Raw genomic sequence first — 22,101 nt, 5'->3', positions numbered from 1 at the left:
CACGCTCAGTCCAGCGTCTCCATCGGGGCCACACGCAGTCGGAGCGAATCACTTCAGACCGGCAGCCCGAGTTGCTTCCGCAGGCTTTTGTCGAAAGCCGATGGGGGCACGAAACGGCGTAGGAAACTGACCTGGCGCGCCATCTTTCCCGCTGCGAGCGCAGCTTCGGCGTAGGATCGGTTGCGGCCGCCAGAACCATCTTTGCGACCACTTCGGGCAAGTCGCCTTTTTCCATCGCTTTCCGAACGGCGACATCATGCCTGCGCGGGCGGCGTATCGGATGTCGAAGTCAGTCCCCGAGGGCCCAAGCAAGCGATAACGAATGTTTTTGACGGTCCTCAACGTCACACCCGAAGTCACTATTGCGAAACTGCGCAAGGCGCATATTGTTTGGCATAGTCGGGGTCGTAATCGGCAGTCCAAGGACATGGGCCGTGGACGCGGTGCTAAGTTAGGTGGTTTGGTCGAGGATTTGGTCGAACTTCAATAGAGCCGTCCGGGGGTAGAGCCATGCAGGCAAAGGGCCATGAGTGATGCGGCCATGGGGCAAGGCCGGCGTGAGCCAGCCGACGGCGATATTGTCCGCGAGCAAGCCGTCCTCTTTCGCCTCACGGACCGACTTTACCGAGCCAATGGCCTTGGAGAGATCTACGATGCAGCACTTGATGCCATATGCGACGCGCTCGGTTCGTCGCGCGCCTCGATCCTGAGATTTGACAGCCACGGCGTCATGAGCTTCGTCGCGTGGCGCTCACTCTCTGAAGAATACCGCGAGGCAGTTAACGGCCACACGCCATGGACGCGCGGGGAGCACAATGCCGAGCCAATCCTTGTCGAGGATATTCGTCTCAGCGGTGAATCTCGGCAACTCATCGACACGGTCCTTGGCGAGGGAATCGAAGCGCTGGCCTTTATCCCGCTTGCCAGCTCCCACGAGCTCGTCGGCAAGTTCATGGTCTACTATCCAGCACCCCATCGCTTCGCAGATCGTGAACGCGAACTTGCTTTGACCATTGCCCGTCAACTCGGGTTTGCCATCGAACGGAAGCGGGCGGAAACAACGGCAGCGCGACTGAGCGCGCTCGTCGAATCCTCGGATGATGCAATCATCGCGACCGATACGGATGGCACCGTCACGGACTGGAACAGCGGCGCCGAGCGTCTCTACGGCTACGGCCGCAAGGAAATGATCGGACGTCCGCTCATGTTGCTGATACCGCCCGATCGCCAGAATGAGGAGCGGGAGATTCTGGCGCGCATTCGCAATGGAGAGCATGTCGAGCATTTCGAGACCGTTCGCCTGTGCAAGGATGGCAGCAGCATTCCCATCTCTTTGACCGTTTCCCCAATCGCGGACGCGTCTGGCGCAATTGTCGGTGCGTCCAAGATCGCCCGTGACATTTCCGAGCGACTGCGCGCGCAAGAGCAGCGGGAGCTGCTGCTTCGCGAGATGGACCACCGCGTGAAGAATCTCTTTGCCATCGCAAGCTCCATCGTCAATTTGAGTGCGTCAGCCGCTGAAACGCCGGCCGCGCTCGCCTCCACCGTTTCTGACCGGCTCGGCGCCCTCGCGCGGGCGCATGCGCTGACGATGCTCCCCTCGACTGGCCCCTCTGTTCAGGTCGCGACGAGCCTACATGCATTGATCGCCGCTATCCTCGCGCCATACCGCCATGGAGCTGACGAGCATCCCCGCTTCGCGATCAGTGGCATCGATATGCCGGTGCCTTCAGCGATGATCACGCCGCTTTCTCTCTTGCTACACGAATTCGCCACCAACGCTGCCAAACATGGCAGCCTCTCGGCGGCCGCCGGCTCCATAGAGATCGCTTGCTCCAATAGCGACGGTAAGGTGACTGTCCAATGGAGGGAGGTAGGAGGACCATCTCCGGTCGCAACCGAAGACGAAGGTTTCGGGAGCCGCTTGATCCGCGCCGCGGCGAGTGAGCTTGGCGGATTCGTACGAGGTTGGGACCCGGCCGGAATTGTCCTTGAGATCACGATCGATATTGGAAGATTCTCGGCCTGATGCCCGAGCCGCTTGTCAGCGCAGCAGCCCTTCGCTCTCAAAATCGTCCCAACCGCGCAGTTTGGCCTTCGAGCTTTCGTCTCGCCCATTCCTTGCTGAATGGGGAGCCTCACGCCCCCTCTTCTGCGCGCGCTTAAATGCCGCCTTTGCGGCAGCGCGTCGCCGGTTCTCGGCGCGGGTGGCGGCGTCGTGCTCGCGCCAGACGGTGACCAGGTCGCGGTCGAGCACATCCTCGATGTGGCGTGGGTCGAACACGTGGAATGTGATCTTCCTGGCGCGGCCGCGAAGGTTGACCGTTCTGGTCCCCGCGCTCTCAAGTCGACCGTCCTTCAGCCATCGGTGCCGCTCGCCAGAGGAGATCGTCAGGATGTCCTCGATTTCACGGGGAATCACGGGTAGGTCTTCGATGTCCTGCATGGCTTTGGACACGATCGCCGTTGCCGCATCGACATCTGCCTCAGAGGCCTCCGGCAGTCGCAAGGTCAGCACCCGGGATTCGATGTGAAGCAAGTTTCTGAGCGCAGGCGGCAGACGCGAGCGGATCTCGAGGAAAATGCCCCTCGTCCGCATGGACGATCCCAGTGTCGCCGCCGGCGATAGCGGCCACTCGGCGATCAATTTTGCGGTCGGGTCGATTTTTCGGCGCGCGGGCATGCCGGAAAGATAGGGCGTCCCGGCTGCAGACACTACCCGACGCCCCATGCACTTTTATGCACAGACGCGAAGCTCGGGACGCCAATTTCTCAGTGCGGGGGTGGCACCGATTGTTGGAACAAACGCTGCGCCCCTCTGTTTGTCTTCCAGGCACAATTCTGTGCGTTGGAGGATATCCATGAAACTTCATTTGCTATCGGCTGCGCTCTGCACGGCGGTCGGACTGGGTTTTGCCCATCCGGCGCTCAGTGCCGAAAAGGCGCAGGATTTCGTCAACAAGGCCGCGCAAGGTGGGATCTTCGAAGTCGAGTCCAGCAAGATCGTCCAGGCCAAGGCGAAAGATCAGGCCATCAACGACTTTGCCCTGAAAATGATTACCGATCACGGCGCCGCCAACGCCAAACTGCAGTCGATCGCCGGCGAGCAGAAATTGCAGGTTCCGGCGGAGACGGACGCCAATCACAAGAGTGACCTCGAGGCGTTGAGATCGACGAACGGGTCAGCCGACCAGTCTTACGTGAAGATGCAGCAAGACGCGCACGCCGACGCGGTCAAGCTGTTCCAGGACTATGCGGCCGACGGCGACAACACGGATCTCAAGGCATTCGCACAGCAGACATTGCCGACACTCAAGATGCATCAGGAGATGATCGAAAAGATCGCCTCCGGCAAAACCGACAATACGGCAACGACCAGCACCGCACCCGCAGCGACAGACACAGACCAGAACGCATCCGCTCCGGTGCCTGGAGCGAACAGCTTTACGGAAGCCCAGGCGAAATCACGGATCCAGGATGCCGGCTTCGCCAATGTCAGCACATTGACGAAGGACGACCAGGGCATCTGGCGCGGCACCGCCGAGAAAGACGGAAAGCAGGTAGCCGTAGCGCTCGATTTCAAAGGCAACGTGGTTGCCGGCGCTCAATAACCGAACTCAGACGATGGAGTGAAACATGACGACTGTCACCGGACTTTTCGATGACTATCAGGACGCGTCCGACGCAGTAAGCGAGCTGGAAGCGATTGGCGTGCCGAGAGACGACATCAGCATCGTGGCGAACAATTCCGACAATTGGTATCGGGGGGACGAGACCTCGGAAGCCGGCGACGATGCCGCGGCCGGCGCGGGCCTGGGAGCGCTCGTGGGCGGCGCAGGCGGCCTTCTTACCGGGCTCGGAATCATGGCCATACCCGGTGTCGGGCCTGTGGTGGCGGCCGGCTGGCTAGCTGCTACGGCAGTTGGCGCGGTGGGCGGCGCGGTGGTCGGCGGAGCCGCCGGCGGAATTGTGGGCGCACTGACGGAGTCCGGCGTTCCTGAACGCGATGCTCATGTCTATGCCGAGGGCGTTCGCCGCGGCGGCAGTCTCGTGACGGCCAAAGTCGACGATCGGCTCACCGGCGAGGCTGAACGCATCCTGCGAGGCGAGCGTGCCGCCAACCTGGACGAGCGGCGAAGCGCTTACGAGGCCAGCGGGTGGACGGGATTCGACGCGACCGCAGAGCCCTATGATGACATCGAGGCCGAACGCGATCGCGTTCGCCGGACCACACCACTCTAAAAAATGAGGCCCCGTCGAATACACGACGGGGCTTTTTCTTGCCGGGCGCACGAGGCATCCAAAATTTTTTGATTGTCTGCTCATCTGGAACATCTAAGGCAATCCCACGCAGGAGCAGAGGGGATGACCCGGATCGCGACCTTCAACGTCAATGGGGTTAACGGCCGGCTCCCCGTGCTCTTTAAGTGGCTTGGCGAGACTGACTGTGACGTCGTCTGCCTTCAGGAACTGAAAACATCGAACGCAAAATTCCGATCGAGCGATTCGGGACCTCGGCTTTGGCGCAATCTGGCACGGCCAGAAATCCTATAACGGCGTGGCAATCCTGGCCCGTGGTAGGGATCCGGTCGAGCGCCGCCGCGGCTTGCCGGGCGATCCCGATGATACGCATAGCCGCTATCTCGAGGCGGAAATCGACGGTCTCATCGTCGACTGCATCTATCTGCCCAATGGCAATCCCGCGCCAGGGCCAAAGTTCGATTACAAGCTCCGTTGGTTCGAGCGTCTCGTCACCTACAGCCAGTCGCTGTTGGGCGAGCGCACGGTGCTTTGTGGTGATTACAACGTCGTGCCCACCGAAATAGACGCCGTTGTTCCGGCGCGCTGGCTGGGCGATGCCGTCTTCTTCCCCGAATGCAGGAAAGCCTATGCCCACATGCTAACCTTGGGTTGGGTGGATGCGATGCGTCGTATCCATCCAGACAAGGGCATATACACCTACTGGAACTTTTCCTATCGCGGCGGCTACGACCGAAGCTCAGGCCTGCGGATGGACCATCTGCTCGTAAGCCCGTCCCTTGCGAAGCGCATTCTGGCCGCGGGAGTCGATGTCGAGACCCGTGGATGGGAAAAGCCGAGCGATCACGCACCCGCCTGGATCGACGTCGGTTAAGACCGTTTGCGCAATTGCAGTTGCAGAAAGTCTGCCCGGCAGCCGTCGCCCACGCTTCACGTCGAAACCCTGAAAGGAGACCTCGCAGATGCCAAAGTTCGTTACGATCCAATATGGCGATCGGGCCGGATATGACCGCACGCCCCAACCCGTCAGGGATGCCGGCTCATGAACAGGACGCGAGGTTACGCTCCGAAGGCGCCCCGATAGGCAGGGCGGGGACGCCGGTACAGGTGCGCAATCCGGAGGGGTCGGGAGTGGAAACTCGCGATGGTGCGTTCATGTCGTCAGATCTGCCGATCGCCGGATTTGCCTTGATCGAAGCTGCTGACCTCACCGAGGCCATCGGCAAAATCTCGCAGGTCCCCTGTGCAGTCGCGCATGGCGTCGTCGAGGTGTGGCCCCTGGGCTGAAAACCCGGTGCAGTCTTGCTTGAATTGCTCCGCTGGGTGATGCCTGGCAGCACACCGCCGCCCCGGCCATCAGCTACCTCCTCATTGGGCAGTGGGTCAGCCTAAGATGACTTGATGCGTTCTGATAAGCCGATCTGCATAAGATTCAATGAGACAGTACCGACCCGTTGCAAGTCATCCTTGCCATTTTCCAGAGGTCGGAAGCAGGGTAAGGTTGCCTATTCGCGTTTCTGGCTCGCGGAGATCGGCGGCAGCCCCCCTAGCCTGGACTATTCCAGGCCTGCACTTCGTAGGCCTTCGATATATCTTGAGCGGTCTTCCGCCCGTATCAGTGGGTGGTATTTCTCGACCCAGTCGATGCTGAAATTCGGCTGTAAGCGTTTGCATTCGACGAGCCCTTGGCGTGCGATTTCCAGATCACCGGCTAGTCCTGCGGCTGCCGTGAGTGTGCGCCAAGCGGTTCCAAAGTTCGGTCTCATCTGTACGGCCCGACGTTCAGCGCTTACCGCTTCGGCGTACCGCCCGGCGACTAGATGGCAAAGCCCTTCAACCGAAAGATTGGCCGCTTGGGTTTGATCAAGAGGACTCAATCGTCGTGCGATTTCGAGCTGACGGAGGCCATCGTCCGCAAGTCCGGCATAGCCAAATGCAACTCCCAAGATTATGTGGGCGAATACAAAGTTCGGGTTGCGCTGCAGTGCCTCGTTCAGTTCCTCCACCGCCGGCCCAAGTCGTCTCGACATCGCAAATACGTAACCCGCCGCAAAATGGGCCCATGCGTCGTCGGGATCGAGGTCAATCGCGCGTTGGGCGAGGGTGAGGGCATTGGATATGCTTGGAGCAAATTCCAAATTGCCTGAGACCACACGGGTGGCAAAGGCCCAAGCGAGTAGGCTGCGGGCGCGTGCATAGTGGGGATCAACCTCAATCGCTCGCTTCAGGAGGTTGATGCCAGTGTCCTCGTCTTGAATAACCCATGTCCAGATATAAGGCATTGCCCGGACAACACAGCCCCAGGCATCGAGACTCTCCGGCGCCTTACTTTGAAGGCGAAGGCGTTCAGCTGCGTAAATCTGCGGCTCTATCGCCGCGACAACGCTGTGAGTGATCTCGTCCTGCACGGCGAAAATATCAGAGGTGGGCCGGTCGTAGCGCTCTGCCCAGATGTGATTGCCGCTGGCCGCGTCGACAAGCTGCCCAGTTACCCGCACCCGCTCGCCAGCTTTGCGGACGCTGCCCTCCAGTATGTAGCGAACACCAAGCTCACGCGCGACCTGACGGATATCTGGCGCCTTGCCTTTGTACGCGAAGGTCGAATTGCGCGCGATAACGAAGAAGCCCCGCAGCTTGGATAAGGCCGTAATAATATCCTCGGCGACGCCGTCGCCAAAATATTCCTGTTCGGGGTCACCGCTCATGTTCAGGAACGGCAGGACAGCAATCGACGGCTTGTCGGGCTCGGCCAGTTTTCCTCCGATAGGGCCGGGCAGTGTCGGCTCTCTTTCGGGGTCACGGTCTAAGGCTACTCGATAGGCTCGCACCGGCCGTGCAATGTTTTTGAGTTCTTTGTCGCCGATATCCTCGAAATCAACCTTCAGCTTGTCGCGCACTTGTTCATATGCCGCACCCGACAGGCAAATACCGTTAGGTTCGGCGATACTTTGCAGACGGGCAGCAATATTGACACCGTCGCCCATCAGGTCGCCGTCGCTCTCTTCGATTACATCGCCAACATGGATACCTATGCGGAACTCGATACGTCTATCAGGCGGCACCCCGGCGTTGCGTTCGAGCATGGCGTTCTGCACTTCGATAGCGCAACGGACTGAATCGACAACGCTGCGGAACTCGACGAGGGTTCCGTCACCGGTGCGTTTCACCACTCGTCCGATGTATACCGCGATCGTAGGATCAACCAGGTCGCTGCGGAGGGCCCGGAGGCGCGCGAGAGTCCGATCTTCGTCCAAGCCAGCCAGTCGGCTGTATCCGACGACATCGGCTGCCAGGATCGCCGCAAGCTTGCGGGTCTCGCTCATTTGCCCCTTCCTTCACTCACCGACATAGCACAGACTCATTAGGGCTGCTTCATTTAGATCGGCTCGACCTGCAGCCGCTTCCGGTCCGCAGTGGACATTGCCGGCGATTGTTGAAAGGGCTTGGAGTGGGTCCCGCGCGGTCATCTGCGATGAGCGACTTGATCCCGTTGCGGACGTCGTGACTAGGCGCGATGATCTCAACCGCGCCAATTCGGCTTCCGGACTTAGGGGAGACACTTGTATGGCTGATTTCAACGTCGGCTTCGTGATTTTCCCCAATATCACTCAACTAGACTTCACCGGCCCGTTTGAGGTTCTGAGCCGGCTTGCAACGCCGCCCTCTATCTCGGCTCGCAGCAAGTTCCCGCAGTCGCGCACCCACGTCGTCGCGAAGACGATGTTGCCTGTCGTGAGTGACCGCGGCCTTGGCATCATGCCCAGTTGCACTTTCGAAACTTGTCCCGCGCTCGACCTCCTTTGCGTGCCGGGCGGCTCGGGCGTTGCGGAAGCGCTCGCCGATGCAGTGACGATCGACTTCATTCGCCGGCTGGGCGCGCATGCACAATACGTGACATCGGTATGCATGGGCGCGTTTCTTCTTGGCGCAGCCGGACTGCTGAAGGGGCGTCGGGCAGCGACGCATTGGGCCTATGTCGACCTATTGCCCCTGGTTGGCGCGCGACACGAAAAGGCACGTGTCGTCCGAGACGGCAACGTCTTCACGTCGGGTGGAGTCTCTGCAGGCATCGACTTCGCCTTGACCATCATTGCCGAACTTGCAGGGCCGGAGGTCGCACAAGCCATCCAACTTGGGATTGAGTACGACCCGTCGCCACCTTTCGATGCCGGCCAGCCCGACAAGGCGTCCGAGGCGGCCACGGCGCTGATGGTTCACCGCAATGAGGAGGCCCATGCGGGCATCAAGCGGGGGCTCGAGAAGGTTTCGCATAGAAAGGTGTAGGCAACTCTTCGCCTCACAGGTGTAGCTGCCGAGGTACAACAATCGTAGGTGAGCGGCCCCTGTAATGGGCGCGAAAACCCTTGCACCCGTCGCTATGGACGACGCCCGTGCCGATCGCGATGAACTCCAGTAGATGCGCGCCGGGTACAAATTTGGAGCGCGAAGTGTGAACTTGGAGAGTCGCGTCGGGCGGCTTCGACGTCAATAGCCAGGCTCTTGCGCGGTCCGGCGACAATGTGCGGGGAAATCTAGGGAGGCAGCCAGTACGGATCCAGCTGAGAGCGGCCGAGGCGCTGCAAGCGACTCGGCAATGACGGCAGCAAGCTCCACTCGCAGCGAAACTAAAGAAGCAATCGTGCGTTGGACGCGATTAAGCCATTTCGTCTTGGGATGGGGCGGGTGAGCATGGTCAAGCCAACGTCGCGTAAAGCAATTCAGGGGTCAACCGCTCGTCAAGCGAAGTCGCCTATGCGTGACCCAGCCAATTCAGAACTGCCAACTTTTCGGCCCGTCCAGCTCGCAACGCTCGTGGACGTCCCTGCCGGCGACCGCTGGCTCCACGAAATGAAATATGACGGCTATCGCATTCTAGTCGCCGTCGGCAGCGGGCAAGCGCGTGCCTACACGCGATCTGGCCTGGACTGGTCTCACCGTTTTCCTTCCATTCTTTCGGAAGCCAGCAAGCTCAAGGTCGGGTCCGCGCTGATTGATGGCGAGGCCGTCGTTGTCGATGCAAACGGACGATCAAACTTCCAGGCCCTTCAAAACGCATTGAAGGGTGCGCCGGCGACCATCGACTTTTATGCCTTCGACCTCCTTCAACTCGACGGCGAAGATCTCACCAGGCGTCCTTTCCTTGATCGCAAGGAAAAGCTCCAGGCCATTTTGCCCGCGAAGAACCCGGTGCTTCGTTATTCCGATCATATTCTGGGTCGCGGAGAAGAGTTGCTCGAGCGCTTTTGCGCAGCTGGTCTCGAGGGGGTGGTTTCGAAGCTTGCCGATTCTCCTTATGTGGCGGCCCGCGGCGGAAACTGGCTCAAGATCAAGTGCATCAAGCGGCAGGAATTCGTGATTGTCGGCTGGACGCCGTCCGACAAGGTCCGCGCGTTCCGGTCATTGATCCTTGGAGTGCATGACGGGGGCAAGCTGCGTTTTGCGGGGAAAGTCGGCACTGGCTTCGACACAGCTGAGCTTTTCCGCCTCATGAAGATCATGGCACCACTCGAGCAGAAGGCCGCGACCGTCGAGGCGCCGCGAGCCGAAGTTCGCGGAGCACACTGGCTTCGACCGAAGTTGGTGGCGGAGATTGCCTTCACAGAGATGACCAACGAAGGAACGTTGAGACATCCGAGCTACCTTGGTCTGCGCGAAGACAAGAAGGCGGCCGCGGTCGTGCTGGAGACGGAACGTCGCACAGCCAAGCTGACCGCGGCGCCGGCGAACACCATCGCTATCAGCAACCGTGACCGCGTGATCTATCCGGAGTCCAATATCACCAAAGGCCAGCTTGCCGACCACTATGCGGCCGTCGCGGAGATCATGTTGCCTTGGGTCGGCAGTCGGCCGATCAGCCTTGTTCGGTGTCCCCAGGGCCGGGCCAAGAAGTGCTTTTTCCAGAAGCATGATGCCGGGAGCTTTGGCGACAAAGTCCACCATGTAAGCATCATGGAAAAGGACGGTCACGAGGAGCCATACCTTTATGTCGACGACGCCGATGGGCTGATGACCTGCGTCCAGATGGGAACGATCGAGCTGCATGGGTGGGGCGCTCGGATAGAGGATGTCGAAAAGGCAGACCGCCTCGTCTTCGATCTCGACCCGGATGAGGGTCTCGATTTCGAAGCCGTGCGCGCCGCCGCTTTCCAGTTTCGTGATATTTTGAAATCGCTGGGACTTACGACGTTCCCGATGCTGACGGGAGGCAAAGGAGTGCATGTGATCGCGCCGCTCACCCCACAGGCCGAGTGGCCGCAAGTGAAAGACTTTGCGCATCGCCTCGCTCAAGCGGTCGCTCAAAGCGATCCCTCTCACTTCACGGCCGCGTTGTCGAAGGCCCGCCGCAAGGGTCGCATCTTTGTCGACTATTTGCGCAACCAGCGTGGGGCGACCGCAATCATGCCTTATAGCGCGAGGTCCCGACCTGGCGCTCCGGTCGCGGCGCCGATCACCTGGGCGGAAATGAAGACGATTGATGCGCCCTCGCATTTCCACGTCGGCGATGCTCCTGAATTGAAGAAACGCGCAGTTAGCAAATCTCTGGCGGGATGGGGTCGAGCCGACCAATCATTGCCGGATCTGTAGCCCCACTCCGCGAAAGGCAGCGAGGCTGGATTGGGGGCTTCGCTGCCTTGCCCCGATTGGAACCTGCGGAGATTGGCCCCGTTTGCCTTGAATGGCCAAAACCGATCCGCGGACAGTCGCCAGTCTGCTTAGGGAATACGCACATCGATCGTCCCTGCGCGGAGACAATCCCTATCGCACCAAGGCTTACTTGCGCGCGGCCGATAGTCTGGCTGCGTTGTCGCAGCCGCTTGATCGGATCATCGCCGCGGGCGCCCTTACCAGAATCCCGGGAATCGGGGACGCGATCGCGGACATTGTGCGCAAGCTCTATGAAACGGGTACGCATCCACGCCTTGAGACGCTGCGCGAGGAGGTGCCGGCAGGTGTGATGGAGCTTTTTACAATACCTGGCCTGCGGCCTGACAAGATCCTGAAGCTCCATCAGGCGCTCGGTGTGAACTCGTTGGCCGAGCTCGAAGCCGCGGCAAAGGCAGATCGCATCCGGCCTGTCAAAGGCCTTGGTGCTTCGCTTCAGACAAGAGTCCTGCAAAACCTGGCTGTCGCTCGAAGCGGCGAAACACAGCTTCACCTGCACAAGGCCGCCGCACTCCTTGAGCATGCAATCCTATCGGTGAAGCAAGAGCATCCCGAATTTTCGCGTGTGGAAATCGCCGGTGATTTCCGGCGCGGTTGCGAACTTGTTGCCGACCTCGCGCTGGTCGCGCTGGGCAAGAAGCGGACCGCAATCGAGCAGTCCACGCTCAGGCTTGTCGTCACGGACAAGAAGCACTTTGGCGCGAGCCTCCTCGAAACTACGGGTTCGGCGGCCCATCTTGAGCAGTTGAAGATGTACGCGGCCGAAAGAGGGTTCGCCCTCAAGGCGGATGGGCTCTACCGCGGGAGAAAGCTGATCGCATCAGCGACAGAGGAGGAAATCTACGGAGCGTTGGACCTGCAGTTCATCGAACCTGAACTGCGCGAAGGCAGGGACGAGATTGAGCGGGCAGCGCGGCGGCAACTCCCTACCCTCGTCCGGGATGAAGATCTGCATGGTATCCTGCATTCTCACACGACCGCATCCGATGGCACCGAAACGCTAGAGGCAATGGCTGAAGCGACGCGCAAGCGCGGGTTCGACTACTTTGGTGTCGCCGACCATTCGCAGTCTGCCCACTACGCGGGCGGCCTCACACTGCAGGAGATTGCCGAGCAGCACCGTGAAGCGGATCGGCTGAACAAGAGGTATGGCGGAAAATTCCGTGTCCTGAAGGGCATCGAGGCAGACATCCTCGCCGACGGCTCATTGGATTATCCGGACCACGTCTTGAAGCAGTTCGATTTCGTTGTCGCGAGCGTGCACAGCCGCTTCAAGTTGCCGAAGAAAGAGCAGACGGACCGTATCATTGAGGCAATCGCGAACCCCCTGACGACAATCATCGGGCACATGACCGGTCGCCAATTGTTGCGTCGTCCCGGCTACGAGCTCGACGTCGACAAGGTCCTCAGAGCGTGCGCGAAATATGGTGTCGCTGTCGAAATCAACGCGCATCCCTGGCGGCTCGATCTCGACTGGCGCTGGCATCGGAAGGCCCTCGACTACGGCTGCATCTTCAGCATCAATCCGGACGCCCATTCAATCCGCGAACTCGACCAAATGCATTGGGGCGTCGAAATGGCCCGCAAGGGAGGTGTCCCCAGAGACCGGGTTCTCAACGCGACGGGTTTGACGGCTCTGCTTGCGCATCTTTCAAAGCGCAAGTCCGCCCGTAACGGCGGCAACCGTCACTCGCCTGCGAAGAGCCCTAGAGCCGCGTAACGAGCGGCGGTCTAGCACGAGTCGCTGCCTGGAACGCGATCCCGGCCGGGCTCCTTGCCGGAAACAGATCCGCGACCCTCACCCCCGACGTAGCATCAGGTTCTGCATGAGCCTTCAGTCTATGCCGGTAGGACATGGACCCACTCCCGGAACGTAGGGCCATTTGTTTTCGTTGGTAGAAATGACGTTGGCAGATCCGACGGTCAATCAACCAAGGCAACAGGAGGAATTTCACATGGTCCGCAAGATACTGGCTACGGTGGCCACGGCTGCTCTCATGTCGACGGTGCTGTGCACCGCCGGTGCTTACGCCGCAAATACCGGCAAACCCGCTGCCCAGACGGAGGTCGTTGCTCCGGTCACGGATGGCAGGCTCGTCTCCAAGATCATGGGAGCCGCGGTCTACGACAGCACCGCAGATGACGCGACGAAGATCGGCGATGTTAATGACATCGTCCTCGACAAGAACGGGAACGCCAAACTCGTCGTCATTGGCGTCGGGGGTTTCCTCGGCGTGGGCGAAAAAAATGTCGCCTACGATTTCAACAAGCTTGAATGGATCAACAAGAACGGCGATCGCTGGCTGGTCGCAAGGACGACCAAAGATGAGCTTAATGCTCAGCCCAATTTCGATACGACGGCCTACGATCCTGCGGCAGCCTCGACGACCCAGCCGACCAAAAGCACGGCGGACACTCAAGCGACAACTGCCAAAACCGATACGACTGCGACGGCCTCGATCGACAAGTCGAGCTTGACCGAAATGCCCTCAGACAAAATCAGCGCGGCAAATCTGATCGGAACCAACGTTTATGACGCAGATGATGCGAAGGTCGGCGAGATCGGCGACGTGATCCTGACAGGCGACAACAAGGTCGACTCGATAATTGTTGATGTAGGCGGCTTCCTGGGCATTGGCGAAAAGAAGGTCGCCGTCGGCATGGAGAACCTCAAGTTCTTGACCGACAAGAACGGCAATCGCTACCTCTATACGGACTTCAGCAAGGACCAGTTGGAGGCGCAAACTGCCTACGACAAGGCCACTTACGCCCAAAACCGCGATAAGCAACGGATAATCATCAACAAGTAAAGAACTTCTGAAGCGCTCGTCGTCCACGGCGGGCGCTTTGGTCATCCGGTGACAGAAGCGGGCCTTGAAATTAGCCGACGAGGTTCGCCATAGCTCTGCAGATATCAGCGACCTCGTCCTGTCTGATGTCCCTCGCGTGTCGAAAGAGACGCGGTCAGAGGGGCTGGCCTGACCTCGCAGATCAGTCTTCTCCTGATATCCGCAGCATAGCGGTGACTAAGATGTATCTCATCCAAATCCTGTTGCCTCGCTCAGACAACCAGGGCCAACTGTACCCCCGAAGAGATTTCGACCGTTTGAAAGAGGAACTGGCGGCTCGCTTCGATGGCGTGACTGCCTATCTCCAGGCGCCTGCGGAGGGTCTTTGGAAGGACCGCGGAAAAACAGACAGCGACGATATCGTCATCTTCGAGGTGATGACGCCAAGCATGGATGTTTCAGATTGGCGGCGCCGACAGGGCGACCTGGAGCATGTCTTTCGGCAGGAAAATATTGTGGTCCGCTACTGGACGATAACACTCCTTTGAAGCTCAGGCTCGCTGGCCGCTCCGGAACAAGACTGAGGCATTCAGCTTGCGAGACGATAGGCCTGGTCGCACCTGGCGCCGATCACAATGTCATCGTCAATGGCAGCCGGCGCCTCAACCACCGCCACGTCACGGTCGTCTCCTACGATCATGGCAAGCGTTAACCGCCACACCACTGTTGTCGTCAAGACCCACTCCATTTGGAACCGCCATGTCTCCTCATCGTTGAACCGAAGGCTCCATAACTTCCAAAGCGATGGTGGCACGTGACTCACAGCTCGACATTCAAAAACGTGCGGCTTGAGATTTTTGGACCAACTTTTGAACCGATAGGGATCGGGCCAGTGCGGGCTGCAACAAGTGCCGTGGCTCACGCTCTTTGCATGGCACGGCCCAAGCAATGACCGATGTCAGCTCGGAAATTGAGCGAGAGCAAAGCAACACGGTTGCCAAAGGGCCATTTCAACGTTTCCTCCGCATTATTGGCCCCGGCCTCATCACCGGCGCCTCCGATGACGACCCCTCAGGGATAGGCACGTATAGCCAGGCCGGAGCCCAACTCGGGTTCAACATCGGCTGGACCATGCTCTTTACCTTTCCTCTTATGGCGGCGATCCAGGAAATTGCGGCTCGGATAGGTCGCACCACGGGCAAAGGCATCTCGGGCAACCTTTCTCGCTATTACCCTGCCCCCCTGCTTTATCTTGTGGTCGTCCTGCTATTTTCCGCCAATGTGATCAACATTGGTGCCGACTTAAGCGCGATGGCTGATGCGCTCAACCTTCTGATCGGAGGGCCTAGCTCGGTCTATGTCCTGGGGTTTGCGCTGGTCAGCGTGGCGGCAATCGTGTTCCTCAAATACAGCCGCTACGTGAAAATCCTTAAATGGACCACGCTTAGCCTGTTCGCCTATGTCGTGGCGATGTTCGCTGCAAACGTTCCATGGGGCGAAGCGGCAAATGGGGTGTTGATTCCGCACATCGAATGGAACGGCACTTTCTTCACCACGCTGCTTGCCATCTTGGGCACAACAATTTCACCCTACCTGTTTTTCTGGCAGGCTTCGCAAGAGGTCGAGGAGGAAAAGCTCGATCCTTCCGCCAAGCCCCTGAAATGGGCACCGTGGCAGGCTCGAAAAGCGTTCGGGCGGATTCGCGCTGACACACTGGTTGGGATGGCCCTGTCCAACCTTATTGCCATCGCCATCATCTTCACCACTGCTGCGACGCTCAACAAGGCAGGGGTAACCGATATCTCCTCTTCCACGGACGCGGCGAAGGCATTGGAACCGGTGGCCGGCAAATTCGCCTTCATCATCTTTGCGGCGGGAATCATCGGTACCGGGTTACTGGCCGTTCCGGTGCTCGCGGGATCGGCCGCCTTCGCAGTCGGCGAGGCCCTACACTGGAAGGTTGGCCTGGCCCGTGAACCGAAGGAGGCAGTGGCCTTCTATGGGACGCTTGCCATGGCCGCGGCTCTTGGCACCGGCATCATGTTCACGCCAATCGACCCGATCAAGGCGCTTTATTGGAGCGCCGTAATCAACGGCATCTGCGCGGTGCCGGTGATGGTCGTAATGATGCTTATGGCTGGCCGGGCCGACATAATGGGAGACTTCCCCATACGAGGGTGGCTCCGTTCCCTGGGGTGGCTCTCGACCGTAGCCATGACGCTATGCGTCGTTGGTTTGGCGGCTCAGTGGCTACTGTGACCGCTTTCGAATTCCGGGGAGCGATGGGTGAGCGCCCGATAGAGAAATGGCCTGTCACCTATGACGCCGAGGTCTGGGCCAAAAAATATGGCCTGATGCTCAAGCAGGCCAAGACGATCATCAGTTCAAACGGCCCTCCCAAGCATGGCTGTGACGTTGGCGCTGCCGCATTCATTCGCGTTTGGTAATGAGGGGCATTAGATCGCCAGCCCGCCGACGGCCAACACCTGGTGGCGCGCCTTAAGGTATCTCACTTCATTCAGTAGCGAATTCCAATAGGTGCCGATCAGCACAATACTGGTCGCCGCTCGCATGGAAGGCACAAGGCCGCGTTTGACCTTAGCCGACAAGCCGCAACGGCAGCAGACGGCTTTCGTTCCGGCGACTTCGCCACACCAGAGTCCCGAGGCGAAATTCATACCTGCGCGGCTGGCCTGCTGCTGGCGGCCGGAACTGGCGGTCACGCCACGCGTTCTCCAAAGATCTTTCGGCAATGGAGATTGGGAGCGCGCTATGGGCCTGTTTACGAAGGACATCAAGACGATGGACGATCTGTTCCTGCACGTTTTGCAGGACATCTACTATGCTGAAAAACAGATTCTGAAGGCGCTCCCCGATATGGTTGAAAAGGCCACCAACCGGGATTTGACGGCGGCTTTCAAAGCCCACCTCGCCGAGACGCAAAAGCACGTCCAACGGCTGGAGCAAGCCTTCGAGCTTATCGGTGAAAACCCGAAGGGGACGACCTGCCCGGCGATCGATGGCATCATCAAGGAAGCCAACGGGATCGCAGGCGAGGTTGCCGAGAAGAAAGTGCTCGACGCCGCCCTGATTGCCGCCGCACAGGCCGTCGAGCATTATGAGATTACCCGCTACGGAACTCTGATTGCGTGGGCGGAGCAGAGCGGCAACGAAGCCGTCGCCCGACTTCTCACTGCGACCCTCAACGAGGAAAAGGCGGCCGACAAGAAACTCACCACCATCGCCGAACGGAAAGTCAACGAGAAGGCGTCGACTTGATCGATGCGCTCGGGGACGCTTGCATGAACGCGCGCGCTGAACTCACCCGATCCCTTTGGATGAAGGTCGACGTCTATCCCGATGCGCCGAAATTCTCGGGCAAGAAGAGCTGTGACACAGTCATCATAGGAGCGGGGATCGCCGGACTGTCGATCGCTCACGAACTGGCCAACATCGGCCAGAAGGTCATCGTCATCGATCGCGGAACGATCGCCGGCGGTATGACGTCGCGAACCACGGCGCATCTGGCGCCGATCTGTGACGATGGCCTCAGCGCGTTGATCAACCTGCGGGGTGAAGACGTTGCAAGGCTCTTCCAGCAAAGTCAGGAGGCCGCCGTCGCCCGCATCGAGGAAAACGTCTCCGAGTTAAGGATCGACTGCAATTTTCGCAGGTTGGACGCGTTTCTGTTTCCGGCGATGGGTGTCGACCCCAAGGACGCCCGCGATCAACGCCAGCAAGAATTCGATGCAGCACGAAAGGTCGGGGCCGCTGTCGAACTGGTAACTGGCTTGCCGCTCAAGGGTTTCGAGGAGGCGCCGGTCCTGTGCTACCCCAACCAGGCGACTTTCCATCCGTTGCGATATCTGCGTGGGCTTGCGGGATCGATCCGCGAAAGCGGCTCCCTTATTTTCGCCGACAGCGCCGCTACCTCCGTCGAAGAACTGCCTGAGGACGGCGTGCGCGTCTCCACGGAGAACGGCGGCGTGATTGAAGCGGGATCGGCCGTCGTCGCCACGAACTCGCCGATCAACGATCGTTTTCAGCTGCACACCAAGATGTCGCCCTACCGGACCTACGCGATTGCTTTCACATTGCCGAAGGGTACGCTCCCCGATGCGTTGTTCTGGGACACGGGCGATCCTTACCATTACGTCCGAATGAATCCCGGTCCCGGCTCGGTTGACTATCTGATCGCAGGCGGAGCCGACCACAAATCCGGCGAATCCGACGACGGCGACATTCGTTTCGAGGCAATCGAGGCCTGGATAAGAGCGCTCGTGCCAAGCTTGGGCAAAGAGGTCACGCGCTGGTCGGGGCAGGTTCTGGACACCATCGACTATTGCGCCTTCATCGGCCTCAATCCCGGCAGCAAGTCGGTCTATGTCGTCACCGGCGATTCCGGCCAAGGAATAACGCATGGCGCGCTGTCCGGCTTGCTGGTGAAGGATATGATTTCGGGCAAGGAGAACCCGTGGGCCGAGGTCTACGACCCGTCGCGCAACACGCCCTCCGGCGTGATCAACTATGTTCGTGAAAACCTGTCCGCGGTCAAAAATCTCGCCGGCTATTTGCTTCCGGGTGACTTGAAGTCACTGGCCGAGCTTGCGCCTGGCCAAGGCGGCGTCCTGCGGGACGGACTGCGCAAGATCGCAGCCTGCCGCGATATGGCTGGAAAGCTCTATCTGAATTCCGCCGTCTGCACGCATTCTGGATGCGAAGTGGCCTGGAATTCCACCGAGCAGTGCTGGGACTGCTGCTGTCATGGCTCCCATTTTGCTCCCGACGGCATCGTGCTCAACGGGCCGGCCGTTGGTCGTCTCAACCCCGTGGACGCACCGGCGGGAGGAACATGATGCCCATACTTGAGCGCGGCAAAACACTCGTCGAGAAGATCACCGGCTGGCAACGACCCTCAAGCGACGAGCTCGGTCGGCTGGTGCGCCAGCGCAAGGCCAATGCATTCCGCTTCGAGGACGACGGCATCATCCCCAATCATCCCCACTGGCCGTTGGTCGTCTATCGCGGCGTCGTGAAACTGCCTCCCGAATTCGATCCGGCCGCAATCTTCGAGGAGCTCTTCGAGCGCAACAACTGGAAGGGGTCCTGGCGAAACGGCATCTACGATTATGCGCATTACCATTCCCGCATACATGAGGTTCTTGGCGTCGCTCGCGGATCGGCAAAGGTGCAGTTCGGAGGCAAGCATGGCCGCACGCTCACCATCAAGGCGGCAGACGTCGCTATTTTGCCAGCAGGCACTGGTCACCAGTGCCTCGCGGCGAGCGAAGACTTTCTCGTGGTTGGCGCCTACCCGCCCAACGGCACATACGATGAATGTTCTAGGAGCGAGGACCATGCCCACGCCGTCAAGACCATTTTCAAGGTCGCTAAACCACGACAGGATCCCGTCTACGGTGGCAGCGGTCCGCTTTTCGACATTTGGAAAGCATTTCGGTAAGCGCTGAGCGCTTCCGCCCATTTCCTCTGGATGCCTCGATGGCGGGCGGACAAAGGACCGCGCCAATGCACTTCGCCTAAGGAGCAACTGGCTCTGATCGCCGTTAAGACGGACAGAGATTATGCAATGGACATCAACGTTCCCAGGAAAGACACAGGCCTTGACGAGCGACGTAAGCGCCGCAGGCTGCGCCGCGAAAAGCAGCGCGCAGAGAACGTGGGGCGCGCGGAAAAAATGCACCTCGCACGGCTGGCGGGCAAAGGGCCCGGTCGCCATTCGACCGAGTTGGCAAACTCCGCCTATGTCGGCTGCTCCGGATGGTTCTACTGGAAATGGCGCGGAAAGTTCTATCCGGCTGAGATGCCAACCTCCGAATGGTTCACTCATTATGCGCAGCAGTTCGACACCGTCGAAATAAACGCATCCTTCTATTCCTGGCCGACCGTCGCGAATGTGAAAACCTGGCTTCGTCAGCCCGGAACGCGCGCGTTCGTTTACACCATAAAAGTCTGTGAGCTGATCACTCACGTCAAGAGATTCGAGGATACCGAAACCCTGGTAAAAGATTTTGGACTGATAGGCGATATCCTTGGCAAGCGGATGGGCTGCTTTCTCTTCCAGCTTCCGCCAAGCTATCGCTTCACCGAGGAGAGGCTCCGCGCCATTCTGAGCCAGCTCGACCACACGCGACGCAACGTTGTGGAATTTCGTCATGCCAGCTGGTGGAACGAGACCGTCTATTCCGCCTTCCGCGAGAGCGGCACGATATTCTGTTCCTGCAGCGGTCCACGGCTTCCGGACGTTCTGGTTCGCACAGCCAACGATATTTACCTCCGAATGCACGGTCCGGAGCGCTGGTACAGGCACGACTATTCCGAAGGCGAGTTAGCCGAATGGGCCGAGAGGATCAAGAACAGCGGCGCGCGGAGAGCCTGGGTTTATTTCAACAACGACCATGAAAGCTTTGCGCCCTGCAACGCTTTGACCATGCGCCGGCTGCTCGATCAAACAGGCTTCGATCAAGCTCCGTCCGAAGTGGATGTTCCCGTGGCGGCTCCCTCATCATAGTATGAAATCCGCGTCCGATGAATCCGCCAACAAAGCGCTAGCTTCTGGGGCTTGGCATGGTGTCCGAAAGTTTGCGAGCGGCCAGAAACATTATCGTGTACGCGGCTTTTCGCCGGTCCCAACCCGCAGCGGCGGTTCTGTCGAGCAAATCGTCTAGAACGGGGTCGAGCGCGACCTTCAGTTCCGCTTCGTAGTTCAGATCGGTGGCCGCGTGTGACGGCGGCGGAATCACGTTGAAGTGCGTCACGTTCATGGCTTTATCCATTTGTCAGGTGCCCGCGCCTCATGGGCGCGGACACCGCCGTTTCTCATCAGAAATCCATGCCGCCACTCGGCATTGCCGGCACCGCGGGTTCCTGCTTCGGCTTCTCGGCCACCATCGCTTCCGTCGTCACCAACAGGCCGGCAACCGATGCCGCATCCTGAAGTGCGGTCCGCACCACCTTCACCGGATCGATGACGCCTTCTTTATAGAGGTCGCCAAACGCGTTGGTCTGTGCGTTCCAGCCCCAGCCCAATTCCGGCCTCTCGCGTAGCTTGCCTACGATGATCGAGCCTTCCGCGCCGGCGTTCTCGGCGATCTGTCGCACGGGCGCTTCGATCGCGCGGCGCACGATCTCGATACCGTGCTTCTGATCCTCATTCTCGGCCTGAACCCTGTCCAGTGCCTTGGCCGCACGCAGAAGCGCTACGCCGCCACCCGGTAATACGCCTTCCTCGACCGCAGCGCGCGTCGCATGCATGGCATCGTCTACGCGGTCCTTGCGCTCCTTGACCTCGACCTCGGTCGAGCCGCCGACCCGGATGACGGCGACACCGCCGGCGAGCTTGGCTAGCCGCTCCTGCAGCTTTTCCTTATCGTAATCGGAGGTCGTCTCCTCAATCTGCGCCTTGATCTGGCTAACGCGGCCCTGGATTTCGCTCTTCGAGCCGGCCCCGTCGACGATGGTGGTGTTCTCCTTTTCGATCACCACCTTCTTGGCGCGGCCGAGCATCGCCAGCGTGACATTCTCAAGCTTGATGCCGAGATCTTCCGAGATCGCGGTCCCGCCGGTGAGGATGGCAATATCCTCCAGCATCGCCTTGCGACGATCCCCAAAGCCGGGCGCCTTGACGGCGGCGACCTTCAGGCCACCGCGCAGCTTGTTGACGACCAGTGTCGCCAACGCTTCGCCCTCCACATCCTCGGCGATGATCAGCAGCGGCTTGGATGACTGAACGACAGCCTCCAGCACCGGGAGCAGTGCCTGCAGATTAGACAGCTTCTTTTCGTGGATAAGCACATAGGGCTCTTCCAACTCGACACGCATCTTGTCCTGGTTGGTAATGAAATACGGGCTGAGATAGCCACGGTCGAACTGCATGCCTTCGACGACTTCGAGTTCGGTCTCGGCGGTCTTGGCTTCCTCGACCGTGATGACGCCCTCATTGCCGACCTTTTGCATGGCTTCCGCAAGGAAGCGGCCGATCTCGGCGTCGCCATTAGCCGATATCGTACCAACCTGGGCGATCTCATCGTTTTTGGTGATCTTGCGGGCATTGGTCTTCAGCTCAGCCACGACGGCTTCGACGGCCTTGTCGATGCCGCGCTTCAGGTCCATCGGGTTCATGCCCGATGCAACCGCCTTGGCGCCTTCGCGAACGATCGCCTGAGCAAGCACGGTCGCGGTGGTGGTGCCGTCGCCGGCGATGTCGCTGGTCTTCGAAGCGACTTCGCGGACCATCTGGGCGCCCATGTTCTCGAACTTGTCCTCAAGTTCGATTTCCTTGGCGACGGTGACGCCGTCCTTAGTGATGCGCGGGGCGCCGAACGACTTGTCGATGACGACGTTGCGGCCCTTGGGGCCGAGGGTCACCTTC

21 protein-coding genes and 2 pseudogenes are annotated in these 22,101 nt (G+C 59.7%); 17 read left to right on the top strand and 6 right to left on the bottom strand.

What is annotated here, in order from left to right:
- Positions 1-53: 53 nt before the first annotated feature.
- Positions 54-285: pseudogene (locus tag EN745_RS36685) on the bottom strand (short-chain dehydrogenase/reductase); the annotation flags it as partial.
- Between the two features lie 241 nt (positions 286-526).
- Between EN745_RS36685 and EN745_RS00870 the strand changes: the two are divergent.
- Positions 527-2,029: a PAS domain S-box protein gene (locus EN745_RS00870; protein ID WP_127405055.1), complete on the top strand. Its 1,503-nt coding sequence runs from the start codon at positions 527-529 to the stop codon at positions 2,027-2,029.
- A gap of 15 nt (positions 2,030-2,044) precedes the next feature.
- On the opposite strand, the gene EN745_RS00865 is transcribed toward EN745_RS00870, so the two are convergent.
- Positions 2,045-2,683 carry a hypothetical protein gene (locus EN745_RS00865; protein WP_127420333.1) on the bottom strand — a complete coding sequence of 213 codons (639 nt, stop codon included), beginning with the start codon at positions 2,681-2,683 and terminating at the stop codon, positions 2,045-2,047.
- A 46-nt stretch (positions 2,684-2,729) separates the two neighbouring features.
- Between EN745_RS00865 and EN745_RS00860 the strand changes: the two genes are divergently transcribed.
- From EN745_RS00860 to EN745_RS36680, 4 genes and pseudogenes are all read left to right on the top strand, one after another.
- Entirely contained in the window at positions 2,730-3,611 is an 882-nt protein-coding gene (locus tag EN745_RS00860) for a DUF4142 domain-containing protein (protein ID WP_348630935.1), read from the top strand.
- Positions 3,612-3,636: 25 nt separating this feature from the next.
- Positions 3,637-4,242 (top strand): general stress protein, encoded by a 606-nt coding sequence (locus tag EN745_RS00855; RefSeq protein WP_127406485.1) that lies wholly within the window; start codon positions 3,637-3,639, stop codon positions 4,240-4,242.
- A 123-nt stretch (positions 4,243-4,365) separates the two neighbouring features.
- Positions 4,366-5,134, top strand: a pseudogene (gene xth, locus EN745_RS00850) (exodeoxyribonuclease III).
- A gap of 257 nt (positions 5,135-5,391) precedes the next feature.
- A complete protein-coding gene (locus tag EN745_RS36680) occupies positions 5,392-5,547 on the top strand; it encodes a hypothetical protein (RefSeq protein WP_245455599.1) in 156 nt (51 codons plus the stop codon).
- A 269-nt stretch (positions 5,548-5,816) separates the two neighbouring features.
- Here the strand turns inward: EN745_RS36680 and EN745_RS00840 are convergent, their stop codons facing one another.
- Complete coding sequence (locus EN745_RS00840; protein WP_127406484.1) at positions 5,817-7,583, bottom strand: adenylate/guanylate cyclase domain-containing protein; 1,767 nt, start codon at positions 7,581-7,583, stop codon at positions 5,817-5,819.
- 241 nt (positions 7,584-7,824) lie between these two features.
- On the opposite strand from EN745_RS00840, the gene EN745_RS00835 reads away from it, so the two are divergent.
- The 8 genes from EN745_RS00835 (at position 7,825) to EN745_RS35810 (ending at position 16,159) form a co-directional block, all read left to right on the top strand.
- Positions 7,825-8,544 (top strand): DJ-1/PfpI family protein, encoded by a 720-nt coding sequence (locus tag EN745_RS00835; RefSeq protein WP_127420332.1) that lies wholly within the window; start codon positions 7,825-7,827, stop codon positions 8,542-8,544.
- Positions 8,545-9,012: 468 nt separating this feature from the next.
- Complete coding sequence (gene ligD, locus EN745_RS00825; RefSeq protein WP_245487581.1) at positions 9,013-10,845, top strand: DNA ligase D; 1,833 nt, start codon at positions 9,013-9,015, stop codon at positions 10,843-10,845.
- Between the two features lie 91 nt (positions 10,846-10,936).
- Complete coding sequence (locus EN745_RS00820; RefSeq protein WP_127404943.1) at positions 10,937-12,643, top strand: DNA polymerase/3'-5' exonuclease PolX; 1,707 nt, start codon at positions 10,937-10,939, stop codon at positions 12,641-12,643.
- 235 nt (positions 12,644-12,878) lie between these two features.
- Positions 12,879-13,733 (top strand): PRC-barrel domain-containing protein, encoded by an 855-nt coding sequence (locus EN745_RS00815; protein ID WP_127420330.1) that lies wholly within the window; start codon positions 12,879-12,881, stop codon positions 13,731-13,733.
- 221 nt (positions 13,734-13,954) lie between these two features.
- On the top strand, positions 13,955-14,260 hold the full coding sequence (locus tag EN745_RS00810; protein WP_127404942.1) for a hypothetical protein: 306 nt from the start codon (positions 13,955-13,957) through the stop codon (positions 14,258-14,260).
- Positions 14,257-14,424 carry a hypothetical protein gene (locus EN745_RS35860; RefSeq protein ID WP_189362918.1) on the top strand — a complete coding sequence of 56 codons (168 nt, stop codon included), beginning with the start codon at positions 14,257-14,259 and terminating at the stop codon, positions 14,422-14,424. Before EN745_RS00810 ends, EN745_RS35860 begins: the two co-directional genes overlap by 4 nt.
- A 236-nt stretch (positions 14,425-14,660) precedes the next feature.
- Positions 14,661-15,971, top strand: coding sequence for a divalent metal cation transporter (locus tag EN745_RS00805; RefSeq protein WP_127420329.1), 1,311 nt, complete (start codon positions 14,661-14,663; stop codon positions 15,969-15,971).
- On the top strand, positions 15,959-16,159 hold the full coding sequence (locus EN745_RS35810) for a hypothetical protein (RefSeq protein ID WP_145991969.1): 201 nt from the start codon (positions 15,959-15,961) through the stop codon (positions 16,157-16,159). Before EN745_RS00805 ends, EN745_RS35810 begins: the two co-directional genes overlap by 13 nt.
- A gap of 9 nt (positions 16,160-16,168) precedes the next feature.
- Here EN745_RS35810 and EN745_RS00800 read toward each other — a convergent pair whose 3' ends face one another.
- Positions 16,169-16,435, bottom strand: a complete 267-nt coding sequence (locus tag EN745_RS00800) for a hypothetical protein (RefSeq protein WP_127404939.1) — start codon at positions 16,433-16,435, stop codon at positions 16,169-16,171.
- Between the two features lie 49 nt (positions 16,436-16,484).
- On the opposite strand from EN745_RS00800, the gene EN745_RS00795 reads away from it, so the two are divergent.
- The 4 genes from EN745_RS00795 (at position 16,485) to EN745_RS00780 (ending at position 20,241) form a co-directional block, all read left to right on the top strand.
- Positions 16,485-16,991 carry a ferritin-like domain-containing protein gene (locus tag EN745_RS00795; RefSeq protein ID WP_127309128.1) on the top strand — a complete coding sequence of 169 codons (507 nt, stop codon included), beginning with the start codon at positions 16,485-16,487 and terminating at the stop codon, positions 16,989-16,991.
- A gap of 23 nt (positions 16,992-17,014) precedes the next feature.
- A complete protein-coding gene (locus tag EN745_RS00790; RefSeq protein WP_127420351.1) occupies positions 17,015-18,568 on the top strand; it encodes an FAD-dependent oxidoreductase in 1,554 nt (517 codons plus the stop codon).
- 83 nt (positions 18,569-18,651) lie between these two features.
- Positions 18,652-19,173 carry a cupin gene (locus tag EN745_RS00785; protein ID WP_348630934.1) on the top strand — a complete coding sequence of 174 codons (522 nt, stop codon included), beginning with the start codon at positions 18,652-18,654 and terminating at the stop codon, positions 19,171-19,173.
- A 126-nt stretch (positions 19,174-19,299) separates the two neighbouring features.
- Positions 19,300-20,241, top strand: a complete 942-nt coding sequence (locus tag EN745_RS00780) for a DUF72 domain-containing protein (RefSeq protein ID WP_127420327.1) — start codon at positions 19,300-19,302, stop codon at positions 20,239-20,241.
- A gap of 37 nt (positions 20,242-20,278) precedes the next feature.
- Here EN745_RS00780 and EN745_RS00775 read toward each other — a convergent pair whose 3' ends face one another.
- Both EN745_RS00775 and groL read right to left on the bottom strand, forming a co-directional pair.
- A complete protein-coding gene (locus tag EN745_RS00775; protein ID WP_127420326.1) occupies positions 20,279-20,494 on the bottom strand; it encodes a hypothetical protein in 216 nt (71 codons plus the stop codon).
- Between the two features lie 58 nt (positions 20,495-20,552).
- Positions 20,553-22,101, bottom strand: a 1,549-nt coding sequence (groL, locus tag EN745_RS00770) for a chaperonin GroEL (protein WP_127420325.1), incomplete at its 5' end; no start/stop codon positions are given.

It is taken from the genome of Mesorhizobium sp. M4A.F.Ca.ET.022.05.2.1 (assembly GCF_003998845.1).
GTDB lineage: Bacteria > Pseudomonadota > Alphaproteobacteria > Rhizobiales > Rhizobiaceae > Mesorhizobium.
Note: the sequence above shows the minus strand (reverse complement) of the source record. Positions and strands in the feature narration are given on the sequence as shown.